At 48.3% G+C, this 21,539-nt stretch carries 16 protein-coding genes; 8 read left to right on the forward strand and 8 right to left on the reverse strand.

Annotated features, from left to right (window positions below):
- Window positions 1-9: 9 nt before the first annotated feature.
- The gene (locus tag ACYVHX_RS09205) at window positions 10-549 is read right to left on the reverse strand and encodes a MarR family winged helix-turn-helix transcriptional regulator (RefSeq protein WP_460671325.1); all 540 of its coding nucleotides are present in this window, start codon (window positions 547-549) and stop codon (window positions 10-12) included.
- A 225-nt stretch (window positions 550-774) separates the two neighbouring features.
- Between ACYVHX_RS09205 and ACYVHX_RS09210 the strand changes: the two genes are divergently transcribed.
- The 5 genes from ACYVHX_RS09210 to ACYVHX_RS09230 all read left to right on the forward strand — a co-directional run bounded on the left by ACYVHX_RS09210 (window position 775) and on the right by ACYVHX_RS09230 (window position 7,311).
- Window positions 775-1,860 (forward strand): HlyD family secretion protein, encoded by a 1,086-nt coding sequence (locus tag ACYVHX_RS09210; protein ID WP_460671326.1) that lies wholly within the window; start codon window positions 775-777, stop codon window positions 1,858-1,860.
- A gap of 2 nt (window positions 1,861-1,862) precedes the next feature.
- Window positions 1,863-3,443, forward strand: a complete 1,581-nt coding sequence (locus ACYVHX_RS09215) for a DHA2 family efflux MFS transporter permease subunit (protein ID WP_460671327.1) — start codon at window positions 1,863-1,865, stop codon at window positions 3,441-3,443.
- Between the two features lie 40 nt (window positions 3,444-3,483).
- A complete protein-coding gene (locus ACYVHX_RS09220) occupies window positions 3,484-4,785 on the forward strand; it encodes a TolC family protein (RefSeq protein ID WP_460671328.1) in 1,302 nt (433 codons plus the stop codon).
- 142 nt (window positions 4,786-4,927) lie between these two features.
- Window positions 4,928-5,167 (forward strand): acyl carrier protein, encoded by a 240-nt coding sequence (gene acpP, locus ACYVHX_RS09225; RefSeq protein ID WP_460671329.1) that lies wholly within the window; start codon window positions 4,928-4,930, stop codon window positions 5,165-5,167.
- Between the two features lie 278 nt (window positions 5,168-5,445).
- Window positions 5,446-7,311 (forward strand): ATP-binding protein, encoded by a 1,866-nt coding sequence (locus ACYVHX_RS09230; protein WP_460671330.1) that lies wholly within the window; start codon window positions 5,446-5,448, stop codon window positions 7,309-7,311.
- A gap of 52 nt (window positions 7,312-7,363) precedes the next feature.
- On the opposite strand, the gene ACYVHX_RS09235 is transcribed toward ACYVHX_RS09230, so the two are convergent.
- From ACYVHX_RS09235 to gcvT, 3 genes are all read right to left on the reverse strand, one after another.
- Complete coding sequence (locus ACYVHX_RS09235) at window positions 7,364-8,866, reverse strand: right-handed parallel beta-helix repeat-containing protein (protein WP_460671331.1); 1,503 nt, start codon at window positions 8,864-8,866, stop codon at window positions 7,364-7,366.
- Between the two features lie 75 nt (window positions 8,867-8,941).
- Window positions 8,942-9,658 (reverse strand): 2-phosphosulfolactate phosphatase, encoded by a 717-nt coding sequence (locus ACYVHX_RS09240; protein WP_460671332.1) that lies wholly within the window; start codon window positions 9,656-9,658, stop codon window positions 8,942-8,944.
- Between the two features lie 90 nt (window positions 9,659-9,748).
- Window positions 9,749-10,843: a glycine cleavage system aminomethyltransferase GcvT gene (gene gcvT / locus ACYVHX_RS09245; protein WP_460671333.1), complete on the reverse strand. Its 1,095-nt coding sequence runs from the start codon at window positions 10,841-10,843 to the stop codon at window positions 9,749-9,751.
- Between the two features lie 108 nt (window positions 10,844-10,951).
- Between gcvT and ACYVHX_RS09250 the strand changes: the two genes are divergently transcribed.
- The 3 genes from ACYVHX_RS09250 to ACYVHX_RS09260 all read left to right on the forward strand — a co-directional run bounded on the left by ACYVHX_RS09250 (window position 10,952) and on the right by ACYVHX_RS09260 (window position 14,834).
- Window positions 10,952-11,860, forward strand: a complete 909-nt coding sequence (locus tag ACYVHX_RS09250; protein WP_460671334.1) for a carboxypeptidase-like regulatory domain-containing protein — start codon at window positions 10,952-10,954, stop codon at window positions 11,858-11,860.
- A gap of 532 nt (window positions 11,861-12,392) precedes the next feature.
- Complete coding sequence (locus ACYVHX_RS09255; RefSeq protein WP_460671335.1) at window positions 12,393-13,631, forward strand: lipase family protein; 1,239 nt, start codon at window positions 12,393-12,395, stop codon at window positions 13,629-13,631.
- A 336-nt stretch (window positions 13,632-13,967) separates the two neighbouring features.
- A complete protein-coding gene (locus ACYVHX_RS09260; RefSeq protein ID WP_460671336.1) occupies window positions 13,968-14,834 on the forward strand; it encodes a prolyl oligopeptidase family serine peptidase in 867 nt (288 codons plus the stop codon).
- 34 nt (window positions 14,835-14,868) lie between these two features.
- Here ACYVHX_RS09260 and ACYVHX_RS09265 read toward each other — a convergent pair whose 3' ends face one another.
- The 4 genes from ACYVHX_RS09265 to ACYVHX_RS09280 form a co-directional block, all read right to left on the reverse strand.
- Window positions 14,869-16,071 (reverse strand): acyltransferase family protein, encoded by a 1,203-nt coding sequence (locus ACYVHX_RS09265; RefSeq protein ID WP_460671337.1) that lies wholly within the window; start codon window positions 16,069-16,071, stop codon window positions 14,869-14,871.
- 143 nt (window positions 16,072-16,214) lie between these two features.
- The gene (locus ACYVHX_RS09270) at window positions 16,215-17,534 is read right to left on the reverse strand and encodes a hypothetical protein (RefSeq protein ID WP_460671338.1); all 1,320 of its coding nucleotides are present in this window, start codon (window positions 17,532-17,534) and stop codon (window positions 16,215-16,217) included.
- A gap of 384 nt (window positions 17,535-17,918) precedes the next feature.
- Window positions 17,919-19,625, reverse strand: coding sequence for a hypothetical protein (locus tag ACYVHX_RS09275; protein WP_460671339.1), 1,707 nt, complete (start codon window positions 19,623-19,625; stop codon window positions 17,919-17,921).
- Window positions 19,626-21,178: 1,553 nt separating this feature from the next.
- Window positions 21,179-21,539: T9SS type A sorting domain-containing protein (locus ACYVHX_RS09280; RefSeq protein ID WP_460671340.1), on the reverse strand; the 361-nt coding region annotated here is incomplete at its 5' end.

Consider the following 21,539-nt stretch of genomic DNA (forward strand, 5'->3'; position numbering starts at 1 on the left):
GGGTGTTTTTTAGTGTGAGAAGTTTGGCGCGCAGGGAAAACCGGCCAACGGAATCAGACCGCTGTCTTTCTCAATTTCGCGCACCAGCAGCACCATCGTATCCACCATCTGCTCAACCTGTTCCCGGCCGGCAATGGCACTGAATTTTTCCTTGACCTCTTCCATGCAGTTAAAAACCGCCACCAAAAGCTCTTTTCCGCGCTCGTTGATAAAAATCCGGCTGGACCGGGAATCCCGCTCGTTTTTGACCGTATAAATATAACCATCGTCTTCCAGCAACTTCACCACTTTACTCATTGCCTGCTTGGTGATGCCGGCGCGTTTGGCCAGTTCGTTGTTCGTAATGCCGTCCTCTTCGATGTTGGCCAGAAAAGCAATATAACTCGCCTTGAAATCCAGAAAGCCTGTTTCCGCTAGTCGCAGCTCGATATGGCGACCCATATACCGTTTTATTTTTGACATAAGCCGGCCCAGAGACCGCTCACGCTCCTGGTAGAAAACCTGAAAATCGAACGGTTTTTCGACCGTTGCCAATTCATTGTTCGTCATACTGCTTTATAATTTTCTGACTAAATAAGTTACTATTTTTTCGCAAAGTAATGACAATCTGCGATTTAAAAGAAACTTCTACCCTGTTCTCGCCCAAAAATTAAAATTCCGTTAAAGCCGTCAAAAACTAGTCAATTAGGTTGACTATTCAAATAGAGGCCCTTACTTTTGTGCAAAAATAGTCAACTTGGTTTACTAAAACAAGATTTATACGACCGTCAAAAAATGGCAACAGAACAACCCACACCCGTAAAAAAATACCTGCCCCGCCTGATTGTGCTGGTTGTCGTGGTAGCAGCCGCTTTCTACGGGTTTCAGTCGTACCGCTACAATCAGCAATACGAAACTACAGACAACTCGCAGATTGAGGGCAGTACGGCCCCGGTTCTGGCGCGTGTAGCCGGTTATGTGCAGCAGGTTTCCATCGAGGATTACGCAACCGTCAAACGCGGGGAAGCGCTTATCACGATCGATCCGCAGGAATACGAAGTGGCCCTGCAGCAGGCCGAAGCCGATTACCAGCAAACGCTGGCCGACATTCAAACCGCCAAGGCGGATTTGCAAAATGCGCAGGCCAGCTCCCGGAATGTGCAGCAAAATCTGAAAGTAGCGCAGTCAAATGCCGCCATTCAGTCGTCCCGCGTTTCAAAAGCCACCAACGACCTGAAGCGCGACGAAAATCTGTACAAAGGCCAGTCGCTGACCCAGAAACAACTGGAGGATTCACGCAACAACGCCGAAGTCCAAAACCGGCAGTATGAAGCCAACGTCCAGCAGATTGCGCTGGCGAAAACGTCCGAAAGCGTGGCCCAGGCGGCTATTGCGAAGGCACAGGCCAATATTCTGAAAGTGCAGGCCCTGCTGAAAGTAAAGCAGGCGGCTATCGACAACGCTAAACTCCGGCTGAGCTACGCCAAAATAACCGCCCCCATTACCGGCAAAATTGGCAGAAAAAGTATCGTAGTCGGCCAGTACGTGCAGCCCGGGCAGAGCCTGTTTACGATTGTAAACGACTCTACGTTCTGGGTGGTGGCCAACTTCAAGGAAACGCAACTGGAGCACATGCGTGTGGGGCAGCCAGTGGATGTCAAAATCGACGCCTATCCGGATCTGGACGTGAAAGGCAAGGTGGTATCGCTCTCGGAAGCGACCGGGGCCAAGTTTGCCCTGCTGCCCGCCGATAACGCATCCGGCAACTTTGTGAAAGTCACGCAGCGCGTTCCGGTGAAAATAGAAATCGAAAATCCGGCGAAATACAAAGACCTCCTGCGGGCCGGTTTAAGCACGGATGTCGCCGTAAAAGTTCAGTAAAAATGGCAACACCAACGGGATTCAGGCGGTGGATTGTCGTGATCACCACGGTTTCGGCAGCTATTCTGGAGTTGATCGACACCTCGATTGTGAACGTGGGGTTGACCCAGATGGCGGGAAATCTGGGCGTAACGATTGAAGACATATCGTGGGTGGTCACGGCCTACGCCATCGCCAACGTGATCATCATTCCGATGACCGGTTTTTTGCAGAATTACTTCGGGCGAAAAACCTACTACATCGGCTCCATCATCCTCTTTACGATTGCGTCGTATTTCTGCGGAATTGCCGACGATCTGTGGACACTCGTAGCCTTCCGGTTTTTGCAGGGCATTGGCGGAGGGGCTTTGCTATCGACCTCGCAGGGCATTATGTACGATGCGTTTCCGCCCAATCAGCGGGCCATCGCTTCGGCCCTTTTCGGAATGGGCATCGTGATGGGCCCCACGCTGGGGCCGACGCTGGGCGGTTACATCATCGACAATTACCACTGGAGCTGGATGTTTTTCATCAACGTTCCCATTGGCATTCTGGCGGTTTTTCTGTGCACGACCTTTGTCGAGAAACTGCCTTCCGAGTTCAACATCGACCGCAGCCGGATCAAAATTGACCAGATCGGGATTCTGCTGCTGGCGGTTGGCGTTGGCAGTTTGCAATACGTACTGGAACGGGGGGAAGCCGACGACTGGTTCGATGACCACACGATTCTGTACCTGACGATTGCGGCCGCGATTTCGATTCCGCTTTTTTTGTGGTGGGAACTGAAAACCGATAGCCCGGTAATGGATTTGCGGGTGGTAGGCAGAAACCGCAACCTCGCCATTGGCTCCATTCTGGTGTTCATCATCGGGTACGGTTTGTTTACGTCGATTCTGCTGTTTCCGCTCTTTGCGCAGCGAATTGTGGGCTATACGGCCACAAAAACCGGGAATATCCTGATTCCGGGCGGGGCCGTGGCCCTGATCATGTTTCCGGTCGTCGGGCGGTCGCTGGCGAATGGCGTCTCCCCCCGGATTTTCGCGATACTTGGTTACCTGTCGTTCATCGCGTTCTGTTTCATGATGTCGAACCTAAACGCCGATGCCAGCGAACGCGATTTTACGTGGGCGCTGCTGGTCCGCGGGGCGGGTCTGGCCATGATCAATGCTCCGTTGATTAACCAGTCGATTTCGACGCTAAAACCGCAGGAACTCCCCACCGGTATTGCGTTTACGAACATGGTTCGGCAACTGGGCGGGGCCTTCGGAGTGGCGATTACAAACACCTACATTGCCCAGCGCAGTGCCGTTCACCGCAGCGACCTGGTATCGAACCTGCAAGCCGGTGATCCGCTCACTACCGACCGGCTGAATGCGCTCACGCAGGGCCTCATAGCTCGCGGCATGAATGCGCTGGACGCCGTGACGGGGGCTTACCGAAACCTCGACGCCATTATTTCCAAACAGGCGCTCATGATTTCGTACCTCGATACGTTTCGGCTCGCCGGGCTCTTTTTCGTGGTGACCTTGCCGCTGTTGTTTCTGATGCAAAGCAAAAAAATGGACCCGACAGCCGCCAAAGCCGCAGCCGATGCCGCCCACTAAAAACCGGCCGGTCCGTATCCACAATTATTTAAAAACTGAAATGAGACGATTAAGCTTAGTCCTACTTACGGCGCTAACCACCTTCACCGCGGGGGCTCAGGCCATTCCGGGCGACTTGCGGGATTTGATCAACCAGGCCAACACCAACTTTCCGCGCCTGAAAGAGCAGGAACAGCAGGTGCGGGCGGGCGAAGTGCGGGTGGACATTGCCCGGACGGCCTACCAGCCCAACATTGCCGGCAACGGAAGTTATCAGTACGTGACGCCCGTGGCAAAGGCAACCCTGCCCGTCAACGGCAATGAGACAACCATTCAGTTTCAGCCCAACCACAACATCAACGCCAACATCGGTATCGGACAAACGCTCTACGATTTCGGGCGGACCGACGCCAGCATCCGGCAGGCCGCCGACAACGTTCAGCTTCTGAAACGAAACCTGGAGCTGACCCGCCAGAACCTCGGCTATCAGGTGGCTGCGGCCTATTACGGAATCGGTTTTCTGCAAAAGAGCCTCACGGTGCAGGATTCGGTTATTCAGGTGGCGCAGCGAAACATTCAGATTTTTGCCAATCGCCTGCAAAACGGCGAAGCCCTGCAGTATGATTTGCTGACGCAACAGGTCCGTCTGAAAGCCGCCCAAAATCGAAAAATTGACCTGCAAAACAATCTGGATCGTCAACGGGCGTTATTGACGTATCTGACCGGCAATCCAAATCCGGCCATCAGCCCGGCTGCCGCCCAATTTGAAGCACAGGTGCAGCCATTTACCACCGAAGGCAGCCTGCAAACGGCTCAATCCAGTAACAAAGAAATACAGTTGGCGCAGGACCGGGTCCGGGCGGCCCAAACCGATTTGCTGGCCTACAGCCGCAGCGGACGGCCCAACCTGAGTTTTAGCGGTTCGGCGGGCTATCGCAACGGGTATTTACCGGAAATTGGTACGCTGAAGTTTAACATTGCCGCCGGAGTCAACCTGACGGTTCCGATTTATTCCGGCAAACGATACACGCTGCAAAATCAGGCGGCCCGGCTGAATCTCGACGCCAGCCGCCATGCCGTGGATAATGCAAACGCGCAGTTGCGCCAGAACCTGGACCAGTTGAGTGCCGACATCCGGAGCAACCAGCAACGCTTACAGAACCTGGAAACGCAGGTTTTACAAGCCCGGAAAGCCCTGGAAATTGCGCAGATTCGGTTGCAGTCCGGGGTCATTACCCCGGTGGAGTTGCAGAGCGCCGAAACCGGTGTCGAAGAAGCCGAACTGGCCCGACTCAACTATCAGTACCAGTTGGTGTTGAATCAATTGGAATATAAACGACTCGTAGGCGAAAATTTGTTATAAAATGGTCGCGAAAAGTTTATTGTCTGGCAAACTAAAAAAGTAAACAGACGGTTTTCTAGGCGTGGCCTAATCCGATAGCCGCTTCCTCACACCGCAGATCTTCGTCTGCACCATTTAGATAACCTGAAAACAGCACACGACCATGAAAGATCGCGTAACCAACATCCTCAAAAATTTTGGCATTCAAGAGTCGGCCATTCATCCTTCCGTTCACTTTACGCGCGACCTGGGTCTGGACAGTCTGGATACGGTTGATCTGATTATGCAGCTGGAGCAGGAATTTGGGATCCGGATTCCCGATGAAGATTATTCAAAACTAACGACGTTTCAGGGCGTTGTCGATTATCTGCAAACCGAACAACACGTTGCCATGCAGGCCTAGATCACTGGAAAATACCGGTATAAAAAACCGCCTTGAATTCCTGAACGGAATTCAAGGCGGTTTTTTGTTGGAAAACGTACGGATCCCTAGGCATCGGACGATTTACTAAATCCGTGTCTTTTTTGAAAAAAGCTTATCTTCGAAAAATTTATCGTTGCTTCATCGCTGAGAAAAGTCTGTCCTTCTGCCCTTCTTATCCTTAGTTTCTTATTTATCAATTCGTTATAATGGCAGCTTTGCAGGCTGGAAACGTCGTTCGTATTTTTATACTGTGCCTTTTGTATCTGGCAGTCTTTTCGGCCAATGCCCAGATGCTGGAAGTCAGAAAGCTGCAGAAACAGTTGGCGGAAGCCAGAGACAGCACCACCTACCTCGACAAGTTGAATCTCATCGGCTTCATGATGCACATGAAAAGTGCCGACAGTTGCCTCCTGTACGGTATTCAGGCCAAAGCGATCGCCGACCGGCTGGATTATCCCAAAGGAAAGGCCGACGCCATCTGCAACATTGCCACGGCGTTGTTTCTGAAGGGGGCCTACCGCCAGGCGCTCGACTTGTATACGAAAGCCCTGCGGGAATACGAAAGCATTCCGGATACGATCGGGACCGTTCAGATGCTGATGAATTCGGCGGTGGTGTATGAGGTGCTGGGCGACAAGACCAACTCCGTCAGGTTTTCCCGAATGGCCCTGAGCCAGTCCAGGGCGCTTTCGTCGGATTCGATCAAGAGCATGCTGTACGCCAATTATGAACTCCTCCGCCCCAAATCGGGGCCGGACTCGGCGGATTATTACTTGAATAAAGCCCAGGAAATAGCCATCCGGTTCAACTACGACCGGGCGTTGCTTTTTGTGCAGCAACTCAAAAGCGACCAACTGATCGAAACCGGCGAAACCGCAAAAGCGCGGGCGCTTATTGAGCAGTCGCTGGCCATCACCCGGCGCAACCAGTGGGAGTACCACGAAATCGTTGGGCTGGATTATTACGCCAAATACTTCCTGAAACGGAACGAAATCGACAGCGCCATTGCCTGCTACGATTCGAGTTATGCCCTGGCAACCCGGAACGGTTTTGTCACGTTCAAAATCGAAATTTTAAAGGCTTTGGCCGACTGCTACCGGCGTAAAAATGACCCGGCCGGTTTGGCCCGAACGAACGCGCAACTGGTGCTGGCGCTGGAGGAAGAAAAAAACAACAACAAAGATTTTATCGGGGATTACATTACGTACTACAATACGCAGCAGGAAATCAACCAACTGGAAACGCAAGCCCGCAACAACCGTCTAGTCATCGGGCTGCTGGTCGGTTTTTCACTCCTGGCGCTCGGAACCATCGTGATGATTTTCATCGGCTACAAAAAAATGCGCAGACAGGCCCGCTTGCAGACCGAACTCAACAAAACGATTGTGGAGCAGAACACCTTGCTGACGCAATCGGATGAGTTTAAGGCCCGGCTGGTTTCGATGCTGGCGCACGATTTCCGATCTCCGCTCACGACCACGCTCAGCCTGGTGGGGTTGCTGAAAGACAATCACGTTTTTAAACCCGAAGAACTGGTGCTGTTCTACGATTCGCTGCAACAGGAGGTTGAAACCATCCTGAAAACCTTCGATAACATCTTACAATGGGTGAAAAAGCAATATGCCGGCTACACCGCCACGCTGGAAAACGTTGCGCTCCACCCGTTGCTTGATGAAGTTACGGCGCTCCACCACGGTTTGGTGGAAGACAAAAAAATCGCGATTCTCAACCGGGTCGATCAGGCCTTTGTTCTGCATACGGACCGGGAAATCATTCAGTTTATCAACCGGAATCTGCTTCACAACGCCCTTAAATTCTCGCCGGCAGGCGGTTCTATATGGATTGATGCACTGACGGATGCCGCTGAAGTCGTTGTTTCCGTCAGAGACGAAGGACGTGGAATGACCCGGGAGCAACTGGCCCACCTGTTCGCGTTCAGCAAAACCAGCTCGTCGCCGGTTGATCAAAGCGCGGGCGTTGCTCTAACGATTTGCAAGGATTTTATCACCCGGCTCGGTGGGCGGATTTGGGCCGAAAGCAATCCCGGACAGGGAACCACGTTCTTTTACGCTTTACCCCAGCGGGTTTCTCCCGACGGGCCTTCAGTGGCAATCAGGCGGTAGCACAAAGTCGCTCTCAGCAGGACGTAAAGCCGGTTTTGCGGCCAGTAACCCGTCAGAAAGAAGCACCAATGCCGATGGCCGGGGCCGGTTTTTGGTTAAAATCAATCGGGCCGGGTTCTATTCCAAATTCGGTTTTCAGATCCAGTCCTGCCTTCCGGAGCGGAGATTTTTCGGGCAGCCGATACGTCCGGAACGTCTTGAGCTGTGAAGGTGACGTCAGCTTCGTCTGACCCGGATTGAGAAATTTCGGGTCGCTGTTTATGCCGACGAGCTGGCCTTTCCGGACTTCCTTCCCGGTTTTTTGCGCCCAGCTTTTGAAATCCTTCGCACCATTCGCATGAAAACCGCTCGTCAGGCTCCACCAGTTATTCCCCGCGAACCCATCGCCCGCATCGTTGCCGGTTATGATCGGGTCGCGGGCCACCAGCACATTATTATAAAAGTTGAAATCCCGGTGGGCACTTTCGGATGAATACCGAATCGCTGCAACTTTCTCGTTGTAAATCACATTGTTGTAAACGTAACACTGCCTGATAGGGTCCGACTCACCCGCGGCATTCCAGACGTAAATGCCCGCTTTGGCGGCCGAAACCGTACCGTCATTTTCGCTGATGTTGTAGCGAATGGTGTTGTTGAACCAGGGGCTGGCTCCCGCATACTGAAACAGTCCAAAACCGCTGCCCTGATTTTCGTACGACAGGCAGTATTGAATCACTGAATTCGTTACGCCCCCGTCCAGGTCAAAACCGCCCCCATCTTCCCCGCCCACGGACGTTTTGTTGCGGTAAGACAAACAATGCTGAATAACCACGCTGTCGGCTTCGTAGGCCCAGATGCCGACGGGACCGTTGCCTTTCCGGGGCATATCCCAGCCATTGTTGGTAGCTGCGCAATACTCAATGAGCACCCTGGAACACAGGCCAACCAGAATCCCGTTGCCGCTGTGATTGGTCAGAACGGTGGGATCACCGGGGTTGTTTTCGGCCCGGCACTGGCCGATATAAATATGCTGGCAGTCGGTCTTTGACCGGTTTCCCGTCACAAAAATTCCGGCAAAACCGTTGTTGTGGGCGTTGACGTGCGTGATTCGCACGTTAGAAGAAGACTCTACCCGAAGCCCGGAGTGCTGAAAACCGCTGATATTCAGGTTGTCCAGCGAAATATGCCGGCTGGTGGAAACGACCACACCGTCCGCCGTATTCCCGTCTTTTCGCCCCTTCCCGCGCAAATCCAGGTTTTGCAGGTTAAGAAAACCAGCGTTCCGGACCAGAACCGCAGCTCCCTTTCCGGCGTCGATTATTGCCTTTCCCGAACCGGATGTGGTGATGACAACCGGCTGTTGCTGCGTACCCGAACCCGTGAGTTGCAAGGGCCCTTCAAAGGTTTGTCCCGCTTTCAGGTACACCCGGTCGCCGGTTTTCAAACGAACCGAATTTAGCTTTTCAATCGTTTTCCAGGGTCGGCGCTGGTTGCCGGGATTGCTGTCGTTGCCGCGCTGGCTGTCCAGATAATACACCCGGTTTTGCGCGAACAAAGCACAAATCGGACTGCTCACGAGCAACCAAAAGCACCAGATCCGTAACAGCGGTCCTGAAAAGCAAGGGGGCATTTTTTAGATTAAATTGAACTTCTACACTTCCATGCTGACCAACGCACTGCCCCGCAAAACCGGAATGACATCGTATAAATCGTGCTGCAAGCAATAGATAATGTCTTTGTGGATGCTCAGCCGGTGAAGCCGCCGGACGTGTGAGGAGGGCGCCAGAAAAGCAGGCAAGTCGTTTTTGCCCTGCGCATACAACCGCCAGGCCATCAATCCACTGTCTTCCGGAACCATGTATTCGTCTTTGAGCCGCTCGATCAGGGCACCCGCAAAGAGCGTATCTTCGAGGTTGACACGTCCTTTCCAGCCCGCGCACAAAATCATGACATCGTAGCGTTCGCCCTGCAAAAACCGCACGATGGCTTCCAGATTCAGGAACGAACCCACCAGCACTTTCACGGCGTTGCGCGAGCGCGTGATAGCGTACGTACCGTTGGTGGTGGTCATGGCGATGTTGGCGCCGATCAGGCCCTCATCCATGTAGCTGAACGGCGAATTGTCGAGGTCAAACCCTTCGACTTTCTGGGCGTTTCGTTCGGCCGCGGCCAAATACCCCCGGCCCTGTAGTTGGCTGCACTCCTCAACCGTGGCCACCGGAATGATGCTGTTGACACCGTGCGCAAAAGCCGTCACCATGCACGAGGTAGCCCGGAACACGTCGGCAACCACCACGATGGAATTTTCAAGCGAATCAGTATGAAGATGGAGTAAGTCGGGAGTCAGGCAGACGTCGATGGTTTTCAAGGTAGCGATTTTTAAGGTTTACGGTTTTCGGTAGCTGCCGCCTGTTTTTGAACGTGGCAGCCAGCGTAAACTGAAAACCGTAAACGGACTTTATTTTTTCACGAATGGCAATTTCACGACCTGCGCTTTGAGCAGACGGTCGCGGACTTTGACAAAAATCTCGGAACCCGGTTTGCTGTATACGGTCGGTACGTAGCCCATGCCGATGCCTTTGCCGAGTGTCGGCGACTGTGTGCCGGACGTTACCTCGCCAATGCGGTTTCCATCGGCGTCGCAGAGTTCGTAGTGACTCCGCGGAATCCCCCGGTCGAGCATTTCAAACCCGACCAGTTTGCGCGGCAGGCCCGCGTTTTTCTGATTCTGAAGGTTCTCAGAATTGATAAACGGTTTGGTAAATTTCGTCACCCAGCCCAAACCGGCTTCGAGGGGCGAGACCGTATCATCAACATCGTTGCCGTACAGACAAAACCCCATTTCGAGTCGCAGCGTATCGCGGGCACCCAGGCCAATCGGTTTAATGCCAAATGGTTCGCCGGCTTGCATAATGGCCTTCCAGACGGCTTCGGCCTGCTCGTTGGCCACGTAAATTTCAAAACCGCCCGCGCCGGTATAGCCCGTTGCCGACACAATGACGTTCGGAAAACCGGCAAAATCTGTTTTCTCGAAAGTATAGTACGACATTGAATCCAGCTTGGCGTTGGTCAGCGGTTGCAGCGCCTGAGCCGCCAGCGGCCCCTGCACGGCAAACAGGCAGGTGTCATCGGAGATATTGACCATATCTACCCCATCGCCAAAGTCGTTCTGGCTCACAATCCAGTCCCAGTCTTTTTCGATGTTCGACGCGTTAACGACCAGCATGAATTCAATGGGGCTGATCTGATAAATCAGTAAATCATCAACTACCCCGCCCTGTTTATTGGGTAAATAACTATATTGTACCTTGCCATCGTAGAGTAATGAGGCATCGTTGGCCGACACTTTCTGAATCAGATCCAGGGCTTTCTCCCCTTTCAGGATGAACTCGCCCATGTGCGACACGTCGAACATACCAACGGCATTGCGAACGGTCTGGTGTTCTTCAATATCGGATGAATACCGCACCGGCATCAGAAATCCGGCAAACGGCACCATTTTTGCCCCAAGTTGTTCGTGGGTTTTTTCGAGCGGTACGTGCTTTAATTCCATAAAACGGACGAATTGAGAATGCGATTCGGATTCCGGTTTCACGCAGCAAGGGCGCGCCGTATTTTTTTAACCCGAATTGCAAAACTACCGAATTGTTGACGGTTTTCCATGTATACTAAATTCTGCCGCCTTTTTGTGTTTTTAATAATTTTTTTCGCTAGTTTTGTAAATGTGCTTGCACAAGCAATTTTAAAAGGACATGTGCTTGTGGAAGGAAGTGATCAGCCCGTTGCCTACGCGCTCATCAGTGAGCCGCAGCACCGGTTCGGGACTTACGCCGATGCCCAGGGGAAGTTTCTGGCCCGGGTTCCGGAAGGCATTGATAGTTTGTTGATCAGTTGTGTTGGTTTTGAGCCTTTGGTGCTGCCGTTAGCCGGTTTGTCCGATACCACGGAATACCGGTTGCGTGCCAGATCCAATGTGCTGGCTGAAATTGTGGTGAAAGGGCAAAAACCACGTTTGGCAACGGTTGGGGCGCTCCGGAAGCGGTCGCCCATTGTCTGGGGAAACTGTTCGGGTCGAAACATCGAATTTGCGTTATACGTCCGAAACACAAACGGCATTCGCGGGTACCTGCAACGGGTTTCGTACCTGATTGCCCGTGGGGGCGTTCCGACGGCGCCGTTCCGGGTTAGGGTGTATGCTAATGTGGATGGCGAACCGGGCGAAGACAAGTTGCCCGAGAGCATCGTAACAGCCGCCCGGCGGGGAAATACCTGGTGCGAAGTTGATTTGTCGCGGTACCAGATTGCGTTTCCGAAAGAAGGATTATTTATTGCAATGGAATGGCTGCCAACCGACGAAGCCCGCTACAAATTTGCGACTTCGTTTAAAATGCCGGACGGACAGAAGAACGGACGGGAGTGTTTCGGGCAATACCTGGCTTTCAACCGGGAGTTACGCACGGCGACCTACTGGGAAAGGATTAACGGCGGTACCTGGCGACGCAACGCCCCCCTTTCCCGCGTCGGCCTGAATGAACACCCGGTGATTCAGGCCAAGATTGCGCTGGAGTAAAGGGGATAATCAGACGTATATGGACCAAAGTTATTAACTGATGAAACTGCTCCAGACCCGATTGGCAAATGCTCTGGATTTGTTCACAGCAGGCGACTCACCGAAACCGACTTAGAATGAACGACGCAAAGGGACCAAGCGGTCTTTGATTTCTTACCTAGTTTGAAATAGTCGACGAACATTGAGCCAGGATGAGTCCAAAAAACCTCATCAAGGCTAGTAATTTTACGCCCCTAGACAGTAGTTTGAAAGAAAAATTCATTGCCCGTTTTTAATTCCCCTAGCGCCTAAAATCGGGCGATGAATTCATCAGCTCCACGAAAATTAAAAGATCCACACTTTGTAATAGTCTATTTTTTCAAAGTTCTATCCAATTGGTGAAAATATAAGACATCATTATCCAATTTTAATGGACTATTCCGGCTGGAAGCTTCCAAAATTGTTTGGTACAATAAGTCAAAAAGAATACATTTACCCTTATACACAATAGCTATTGTGCTTATACTCAACTAATTCTACTCAATTAATTTGTATGGTAATCCTCCGTAAAACGTCAGTACTGACACTGCTTTTTTTAACCGCATTTTTTCTATTTAACTGCAAAAACACCGAAACCGGTTCTGATCCAACTCCAATCACTCCTCCAGTTTCCGGCACAGTTTCAAGTAAGGCAATCGATTCTTATTTGGTAAGTTTCACTGAGATTAAATCTCTATCCAAAGCGCAGGTTGCCGCGCAAACCAGTGGTCAGCTTTCCGTTCAGCTTCAAAAAGACGGGGCAAAATACGACATCAAGGTGTACAAGGTCGTTTATAACACCACTCTAGCTGATGGAACAACAACGAAAGCTTCGGGTGCTGTTATCGTTCCAACGTCAACCACCCCTCTTTCGATGGTTAGTCAGCAGCACGGCACAATTGGCAGCGAAACGGAAGCACCATCGTATTTTAGTGCCAAGAGTGATGCTGCTACTATCGGTGTCTTCTTTGCCTCGGCTGGTTATATAATCGTTTGCCCTGATTATATTGGCTATGGCGAGTCAAAGACGATTCCGCACACGTACGAAATTCGGAACGGTTTGGCCACCGCTTCGCTGGATATGATCCGGGCTACCAAAGAATTTCTGAAGAAGAAATCGATCAAGTGGAATAATAAATTATTCCTCACCGGTTATTCTGAAGGTGGCTACGCTACAATGTCACTACAGAAAAAAATTGAAGAAGAATACCCTACGGAATTTAATCTGGTGGCCTCGTCCTGTGGTGCAGGCGCTTATAACAAAACGGCTTTCATGAAATACATCATTAATGAAAAAACCGCCGGTAATCCAGGGTACAACAAAATCTATTTATGGGCTTTATTGACCTATAACGACACCTACAAGCTAAACAGACCGATGAATTATTACCTGAAAGAGCCTTATGCGACGCAGGTTGTTCAAAAGGGCCGAGGTGTGGAAATTAAAGTCAGTATGAGCGATGTATTTACGGATAACTTCAAAAGGGGCGTAAATCAGGGGACGGATACCCAATTTATGAACGCGGTTAAAGACAATGATGTCTTTGACTGGAAGCCTAAAACGCCAACCTACCTGTATCATGGAACAGCCGACGACCTGGTTTACTTTTTCAATTCGCAGAACGCTTTTGATGCTATGCGGAAAAGGGGTGCTGCTGGTGTTGAATTAAAACCGCTTAAAAACAAAGGACACGCTTCAGCAGCCTCAGACTACCTGCTTGGCACGTTTGCCTATTTTACTAGCATTAAATAACAGGTTTTTGAAAGGTAGCCTTCAGGCTATCGAAGGGTACATTGGCTTCGGCTAATGTACCCTTTTTCGTTAAATAATCTGGATTTCCTAGATGATTCAAATGCATTGAAATGATTGTTGATAATCCGTATCTTTAAAAAGATATATGATAAACCGCTCAGACAATTCAACTAAACAGATGCGATAGTTTAGTGAATAAGAAACTAGAAGAGATTATTTAATTATAACTAACTGATAAACAGCTACAAAATATTATCTTAGCAGCCTGCTGTACCAGTTATATCAATGTGCCTGTTTGGTATAAGAACTCAATTACTGATTAAAAAGATAAAGCCTATGAAAAATATAATTACGTGTCTATGCCTGGCAGCGATTGGTCTCACTGGATCCTGCACGAGAACCAATGATGTAGTTCCAGCTGAATCTGTACAGCAGGAGGATTTATTAAACGAGACCTACGGCACTGATAGCAGACAAAAATACAATATCTACCTGCCTGCCGGACGAAGTGAAACAACGACGCCTGTCTTGTTCTTTGTCTATGGTGGGGCCTGGATAGAAGGAAATAAAGATTCATATACCTATATCATTCCTACGCTCAGGCAGCTCTTTCCCGCAACTGCATTTGTTATTCTCGATTACAGGCTATACAGTCAATCCACAGGCTCCAAGAAATTCCCAGCTCAGGAACAGGATGTAAAAACTTGCATTGAGAAGGTGCTGAACGCCAGTAATACTTACAAAATATCCAGGGACTTTGTTGTTTGGGGCCAAAGTGCCGGGGCTCATTTAGCGATGTTGTATGCCTATAAATACGGCCCTTCATCATTTAAGCCCCGGGCGGTAATCAATCAGATGGGTCCCGCCGACATGCTTTCGTTTTATAAGCAAGCTACCGACCCCCTCTTAAAAAAGCTACTGACTCAGCTAATGGGCAACCCCAGTTCAGCTGATACTACCTTGTACAACAGTTCAAGTCCATTAAAGTATATTGATTCCAGCAGCCCCCCAACGTTGATCGTCCACGGAACTGCTGATAAGCTTGTCCCTTATCAACAGGCGCAACAACTCAACGACAGATTGCAGCAATTTGGCGTATCTCATGTTTACAAACTGCATCCTGGAGTTGGCCATGAATTAACGGGTGTTGGTACGGACTCAGCTCAGGAAGTTATTGCTTATTTAAAGCCTTACCTTAAATAAACTAGCGGCACACTAAATCGAATCCATTTTTAACTTACACTTTTTGACTGGCTTCCAGCGGATTATGATTATAATGCACTGGTCTATTCCACAAAGGCGGATACGTTCGGCCATTTAGGAAGTGCCCGATGAAAGTGCCACGAACGAGCAGCAGGTAGGACCCGAACGTAATCAACAGGGTGCTGCCTAAGGTGACCCCGAATTTAACGGCTACCGGTGCCGCCCATGGCAGCAGCCACTGGGGAATCCAGATCGTCAACGGAAGATGCACCAAGTACATCCAGAAAGAGGCCTGGGCGAGAACGGTGATAAAGGTTGAAGATGTATTATAGCGAAGCCCCAGCCCAATCAAACCAGCAATGAAACTCCATATACAACCAGCGGACATCAACATAACCGAGGCAAAGTAGATCTTTGGTGACGGAAAACTCTCTGGGTGAAACAGGATCACTAGATAAGCCACGGCGAAAATACTGCCCAGCGTTACATTGAGCCGGGGGCGGTGCGTAAACCGATTGAGCAGGTGGGGACGATACTGAAGGAGCCAACCGTAGCCAAAGAAAAGGCCAAAGAAAAGAATGGGCCGGGCCATAGGTTTGAACGAAGTCGGGGTTATAGTCCACGGATCACTCATGAGCAGCAGCGTCGGAAAAGTAATCATAAGGGGCACAATCAGATAAAACCGACTTTGCATTACTCGTTCAAATTGTTGCATCGCCCAGTTTTTGAATCGCTCGCCAGCGATCCGATCTATTGCATAATGCAGTAGCCAGATAACGGCACACAACCAGAGCAGATAGTACATAAACCACAAGTGAATTGGTCCTACCCAATCCAAGTGACCGTTCAATAAGGCCCTAAAGGCGACCCAGCCCTGGGCAAACGAGGTGGTAGCAGCAACACGGAGCCCAATGTAGGTCAGCGGAAATATCAGGCACCAGAACACGATAAACGGCAATAAAATTCGTTTGATACGGTTTTTGATCATTCCCTGCCAACCGTATTTGATGGTGAGGGCCGCCGTGAAGAAGCCCGACAGCAAAAAGAAAACCGGCATACAAAAGATACTGACAACCAAAAACAGCCAATCGAAAATTGGATGGTTAGCCTGGGGGTCGTGGAAGTTGGCCCATACTTTACTGGGAATACTTGCGTAATTAATACCCGCATGAGCAACTAGGACCAGCATCATCATACCGACCCGTACCGCATCTAATCCATTGTACCGATTCTGCATAGGAATATAGTTTTAAACAGATTTTCTAAGTAAAATTCTTTTATGATAAAGTTTTAATAAAATTAATAGTCAAGCAGTTCTCCTACCGATAAGTTTGCTAGGCCACCCGTCCCGATTGATCTGCAGTGCAAATTACTGAAGCCCTACCGTACGATTCGCTTCATCCAGTTACCCCAAAGCAGACCCACGCGGGCAGACAGTATAGCATAGATTAAGGCTACGCCAAAACGAAGCAGGAAATTCGTGGTAAAAAAAGTTGTCTTATTCATGAATACAATTCGGCGTTCCTGTCCCCAATCAGGCGATATACTATACGGCAAAGAGTATGATAGAAAGAACCCATTTTGAGCATAGGGTGAAACAACCAAAAATTCACCAAATGGCCATTGAACGAGCAGCAGCGTAAGCATAAACGCAAGCCCATAAACTGTGGCCTGAAACCACTCCTGCCATTTATATTTCCCAGACGCAAGCGCACTGAAGCGGTGCGTAAGCCAATCAAGAACTAGTGCCGGTATGACCAGCATCAAGGGAAACACAAACGGTTGAAAGTGCGTAATAGGATTCAGGACGGGACCAAGCATAGGAGTAGCCGGAAAGTTCTGAATAATCCAGCTCGGCAGCAACATACCTAACATATAAATGCCTGCAATACTTACCATCGGCCAGCGTAACATTGAGGCCCGCCCTACGGCTAGTAGATAAATCGGCAAGATTATAGCGCATGTCGTGTAAAAAATGGAATTATGAGATTGACGCATGCTAATTAATTCCGAGATTATCGTATGAAGCATCACTAACAGTATTCCGGCGGCAAAAGCAAACAACCACTTTAGACACATAGCCTGACGATAGCTATTACTGTCCTTAATCGATATTAAATTACGATACTGATTTTGCAAAGCCAGAACGCTCACCATCGCTCCAAATTGCACGGTCATAATACCGGTGAGAAGCAAGGTGTGGGGGGGCGTCAGAATCTGCACATCGAGACCGTAGGTATTGTGCCACCAATCGTCGAATGGGGCTGATGTCAGCATGGCCAGGGCGCCCCACACACAGAACATAGCACCCAACGGTCCGTAAAAAACGCCCCAGAAGGGCACTGATGCGGCCCGACCCGGGTGATTTTTGGTTAGGGTAAGGTTCAAAATTTGGTAAGCAGAGAATAGGCCCGACACGATCGCTCCCACATAAATAAGCATGTGTGGAGGGGCCAGTAGTCCGTCCCGTCCGATGCTCATGTGCCACATGATATCCCACACAATACCCATAGCCACGCAAAACGACGAAACGATGACGGCATATATGTAAATGGGTACGGTGAGACCCTGATTACTGAAACGAGGGATTGTCTCTTTATGACCCGAGTCAACTAAGGCTAACCCCGTTATCTTCCTGATGGACTGATTAATCCCTGCCACCCACGGACTTAGGTGTTTTTCTGATTGAAGTTCTCGCATAGTATAGAATAACTACTATTGAATTTATTTTGTATTAAAATTAACATATAAGACCATTCACATACATAGTTGACTTATAATCTGGCCTTTATGGTAGTCTAAGGTTTATCAGGTATTTTACTATGGCATTTTATAAGCAAATAAGATATGCTGGTAGAAGCTAAAATCCGGCATACACTCCACCTTTTCCAAAAAAAATGCTCCTGTAATATCAAATTATTCAAAGGGCAGAGCAAAGTATCCGAATTTTTACCGAAAATGCCATTGAAAGAATAGATGAAACGTTAAGCCAGTACGTAAGCCATTGAATAGTATATAGTAAATTTGAATCAAAACTTATTCAGTTGGCAATCCGGTAAATTGGACAACTTCGCAGATCCTGATTTAAAGCAACGGATCATTCACTTGTGTATCAAAGACGGCTGTCAAAACTTCACCGTTTCGCTTCACCTGTACCCAGATGCGATAATGACCTGCCTTTGGAAAAGCGTATGGAAATTCAACCATATTATTGGCCTTCATGAGATGATTCATGCCAGGCATTGCGACCTGCAGCAACCGGTTTTTCTCTTCACCTGGTACGGTTTTGAGTTTAGCAACGTAACGATCAATGCTATCGCGGAAAAGGGTTGCGTCAGGATAATGGAAGGTTCGCGTGGTATCAGCAATGCGATTTACCAACGACTCCTCAGCCGCCATTGAGTACGTGCCAATTGGATGCAAATGAATATAAACGGTACCATCGGATCGTAAAATGGTTGCGTGACCGCTCATACCCAGATAAGGCTCTAAATCAGCGGCTTTTCCCAGTGAATCTGCCACCGCAAATTTCAGCGTGTACAGCTTTCCCGATTCGAGCACTTGCGAAGGTTTATCCATCCAGAGCATGACCGAGCCATCGGCAAGTCTCGTACTGGCACCGGGCTTTCCGCAAATGACTACGTCATTACTCAAATGCGGTACGTTCACAGCATCTTCTTTTACACCCATTGGTTCGGATAGGTGCCAACTGTCGTCATCGTCCGTTGCATAAGGACCGGATGGCTCAGCGTTGGCAACTACTTCTCGAGTGCTGCTGTTTACCGAGGGCACATACACTGTATCGGTCAGAGTTTCGGCAAAACCGCTTCGATACACGACATCAGAATAAAGAAGGTACTTGCCTTCCGGCAAAGGAGGTATTGCTGTTTCATAATGAATAGTATCACGCCTGTTGGGGTGCAGGTGGGTAAAGGCATCCAGGCCCGGAATCCGAACCAGAAACGTGTGCATCAGCTTGCCGTGATCGGGTACAATATAACTAAGGTTGCGTCGATTGTGTCGGTCCGCACTTGTGTCAAATTGGATGGTCAGTTGCCGATGGGCATTCGCAACACGCACCGATGTTTGAATGGATGCTGGTCGATAGAGTTGTTCAGTACGATAGTTATCAGCAGTGCTATTCCACCAGGACCGCCACCCGGCCAAAGTCAGTACGATTATGAATAAACCAATGCCCATCCCAATTGACCGTTGTCGCTTGAGTGTAACGGGCGCAGCCTGATTTGGGACCGACATTCCGTCGGCATTACAGGCGCCAATAATTGTAATAAGCATGACCACCAACAGCAGACCCATAGCAGCCAACCCCAATCCCGTTCCTTTGGGCATTTCACGCATTGCCGTTGCAATCGCCATCACAGGTATCACTACCTGTTGTTTTCCATCAGGGCCATCGATACTTAATTCAATGCTTGAAGAACCCGAAGCCATTAACCAGACTTCACCTTCATAGCGGCTACCGTCTGCAGTCGTCAGGACATCATGCGTTGGCGCTCCCTCATCACCTGACCCAAAATAAATTGGGCGGGTGCCAATACTACGGACCCGTCCCGTCTCCACAAAAACGGTAACGCTTGCGGTTCCGGGCACAACATCGGGCGGTTTTATGCTAATCAGGAATTGATAGTTTCCCGCCTTCTTCTGTACAATTACACCTGAACTTCCGACGTGGCTTTCAGCCGTTTGCGGAAGAGTGGTAAAGTAAAAGAGCGAAACAAGCAGAACAAACCACTTTGTTCTGACGGTATTCTTACCGCGTATAATCTTCATAATTAGTTGTGGATAGGTAGATAAATACTCTACATCGCTATTACAAACCTATAGACAGTTTTGCAAATCGCGGTCTTTGTACATATTTAAAAGCTTAACGTGCCGTGGTGAACCAGGATCACACCCCTTGATTACCCCGTTCTTGCTCAGTAATTCATGAAAGTGTAGCAACAGGCCATCAATTTTTCTCACTGGTTCCCGTAAGATTTTTGAATCTGCCACCTCAAGAAGCATATCAAGCACATTACTTTCTGTAAATAAAACCTTCGACAAATCTACAATAGATACTTTTCTATTTTATACGTATATACCTATAATTGAACTAATCACTTCATAATAAGAAGAGTATGACTCATAAATAGGTTAATTTTGAGCTGTTAATTTTAAAAAAGGAGGTGATGTTAAGTGCTTTTAATAAATAGTATATCTGTACAATTTGTAAAGTTAACCATTATTAATCAATAATAATATAGGAAAAAGAACGTATTATGATCACTTATACTGAAAGTCATCACGAATTTTAATAATCTTTTATGCACGGAAGTTTTCAAATTACTTGCTTGCAATAACAAAGAAAAGAGAATCTCCTGTTCAGGAACTCCGAAAAATCAATACCAGCGAAACCAACTTAAAAGCTCAGTAGTCAGCGAAAATCTTTCTAATTTTTCAATCTGTATCGCTAGTATTTGAGTTTATAAATTAATGATGATCACCATTTAATCTGAGCTAATCTTTTCTTTATAAGCTCGACTGATAGAAATTAATGTCCTTTAAAATAAAACCCTTTTAATAATGAAATAGCAGCTATAGCTAAGCAAATTGAAAAGTATATTTGCGTTTTAGGATCAACCATTTTTCAGATCAATATAAAATTAACTACTATAAATCAGGCAGTTAATTGCTAATCAATCGAAATACCGTAACAACTAAACAAATTTAATTTACTTCTATATACGACTATCCGACGCTTTTAATCACATTCATACTCTGATGGAACACATGCAATATATATCTATGTGTATCAAAAAGCTCCTTCAGCATTAAATCTTAAAAAGAATTCAAATTATTTAAACGAAATATTATAGCTATTAATACCTTCAATTGGTCAAGTTTTAGCATCATATAGTAGAACAATTCGAACCGTCAATACATATCTAAAAGACAAAACCCGACTGAACTCAGTCGGGCTGTGCTAAATTCAGATGTATATTCTTCTAAAACCGCAAAATGCTCTATTGAAAATTTCTAAATTATTCAATTTAATTGAATCCTGCTATTATACACGTGTCTCACGTCTAAAGATTTAAAAAAAACCGTATTAGTTCTCTTCTTATTCAATTTGGGATGCCTGCGACTATTCCTCAGAACTTTCTAGCCAATTCGATGATTATAACTTTACCAGCTCATAAAGGTTGCCAAATTAAATACGTAAAAGCTGCTTTTAGGAAAAATCAGACAGCCTTTTAAGGAAATTCGGTATGAATTAAAAAACCGCCTTTATCCTCAATAGCATTGGATAATGCTTATCTGAAATTCATCTTAAATTATAAGAACTATTCTGCCCTGATAACTTTTACTGTCTGACTATTTGTGCTTGACCTAACTCTTAGTATGAAGACTGTTCCTTGGCTCCCCTTAAAATCTAGCGTTTGCTGATCAATTGACCCGACATTATCTACTTGGCGTTCATTGACGACATTTCCTTTCAAATCCAGCAATTCATAACTAAGCGTTTGTCCTCTTGCACCGCTTACTTCTACCACAACTTGTCCTTTAAGCGCTGGATTTCCTAAAACTTGTACTTGGAAGGAATCGATTATCTCCTCTGCCGGTTTCCGGCCGCCTGATGCGATTGGCCGAGAGACGATCACACTGGTGCTGGCCTTGCACCCACTGCCGCTGGTGGCCGTCACC

Source organism: Larkinella ripae, from assembly GCF_054780775.1.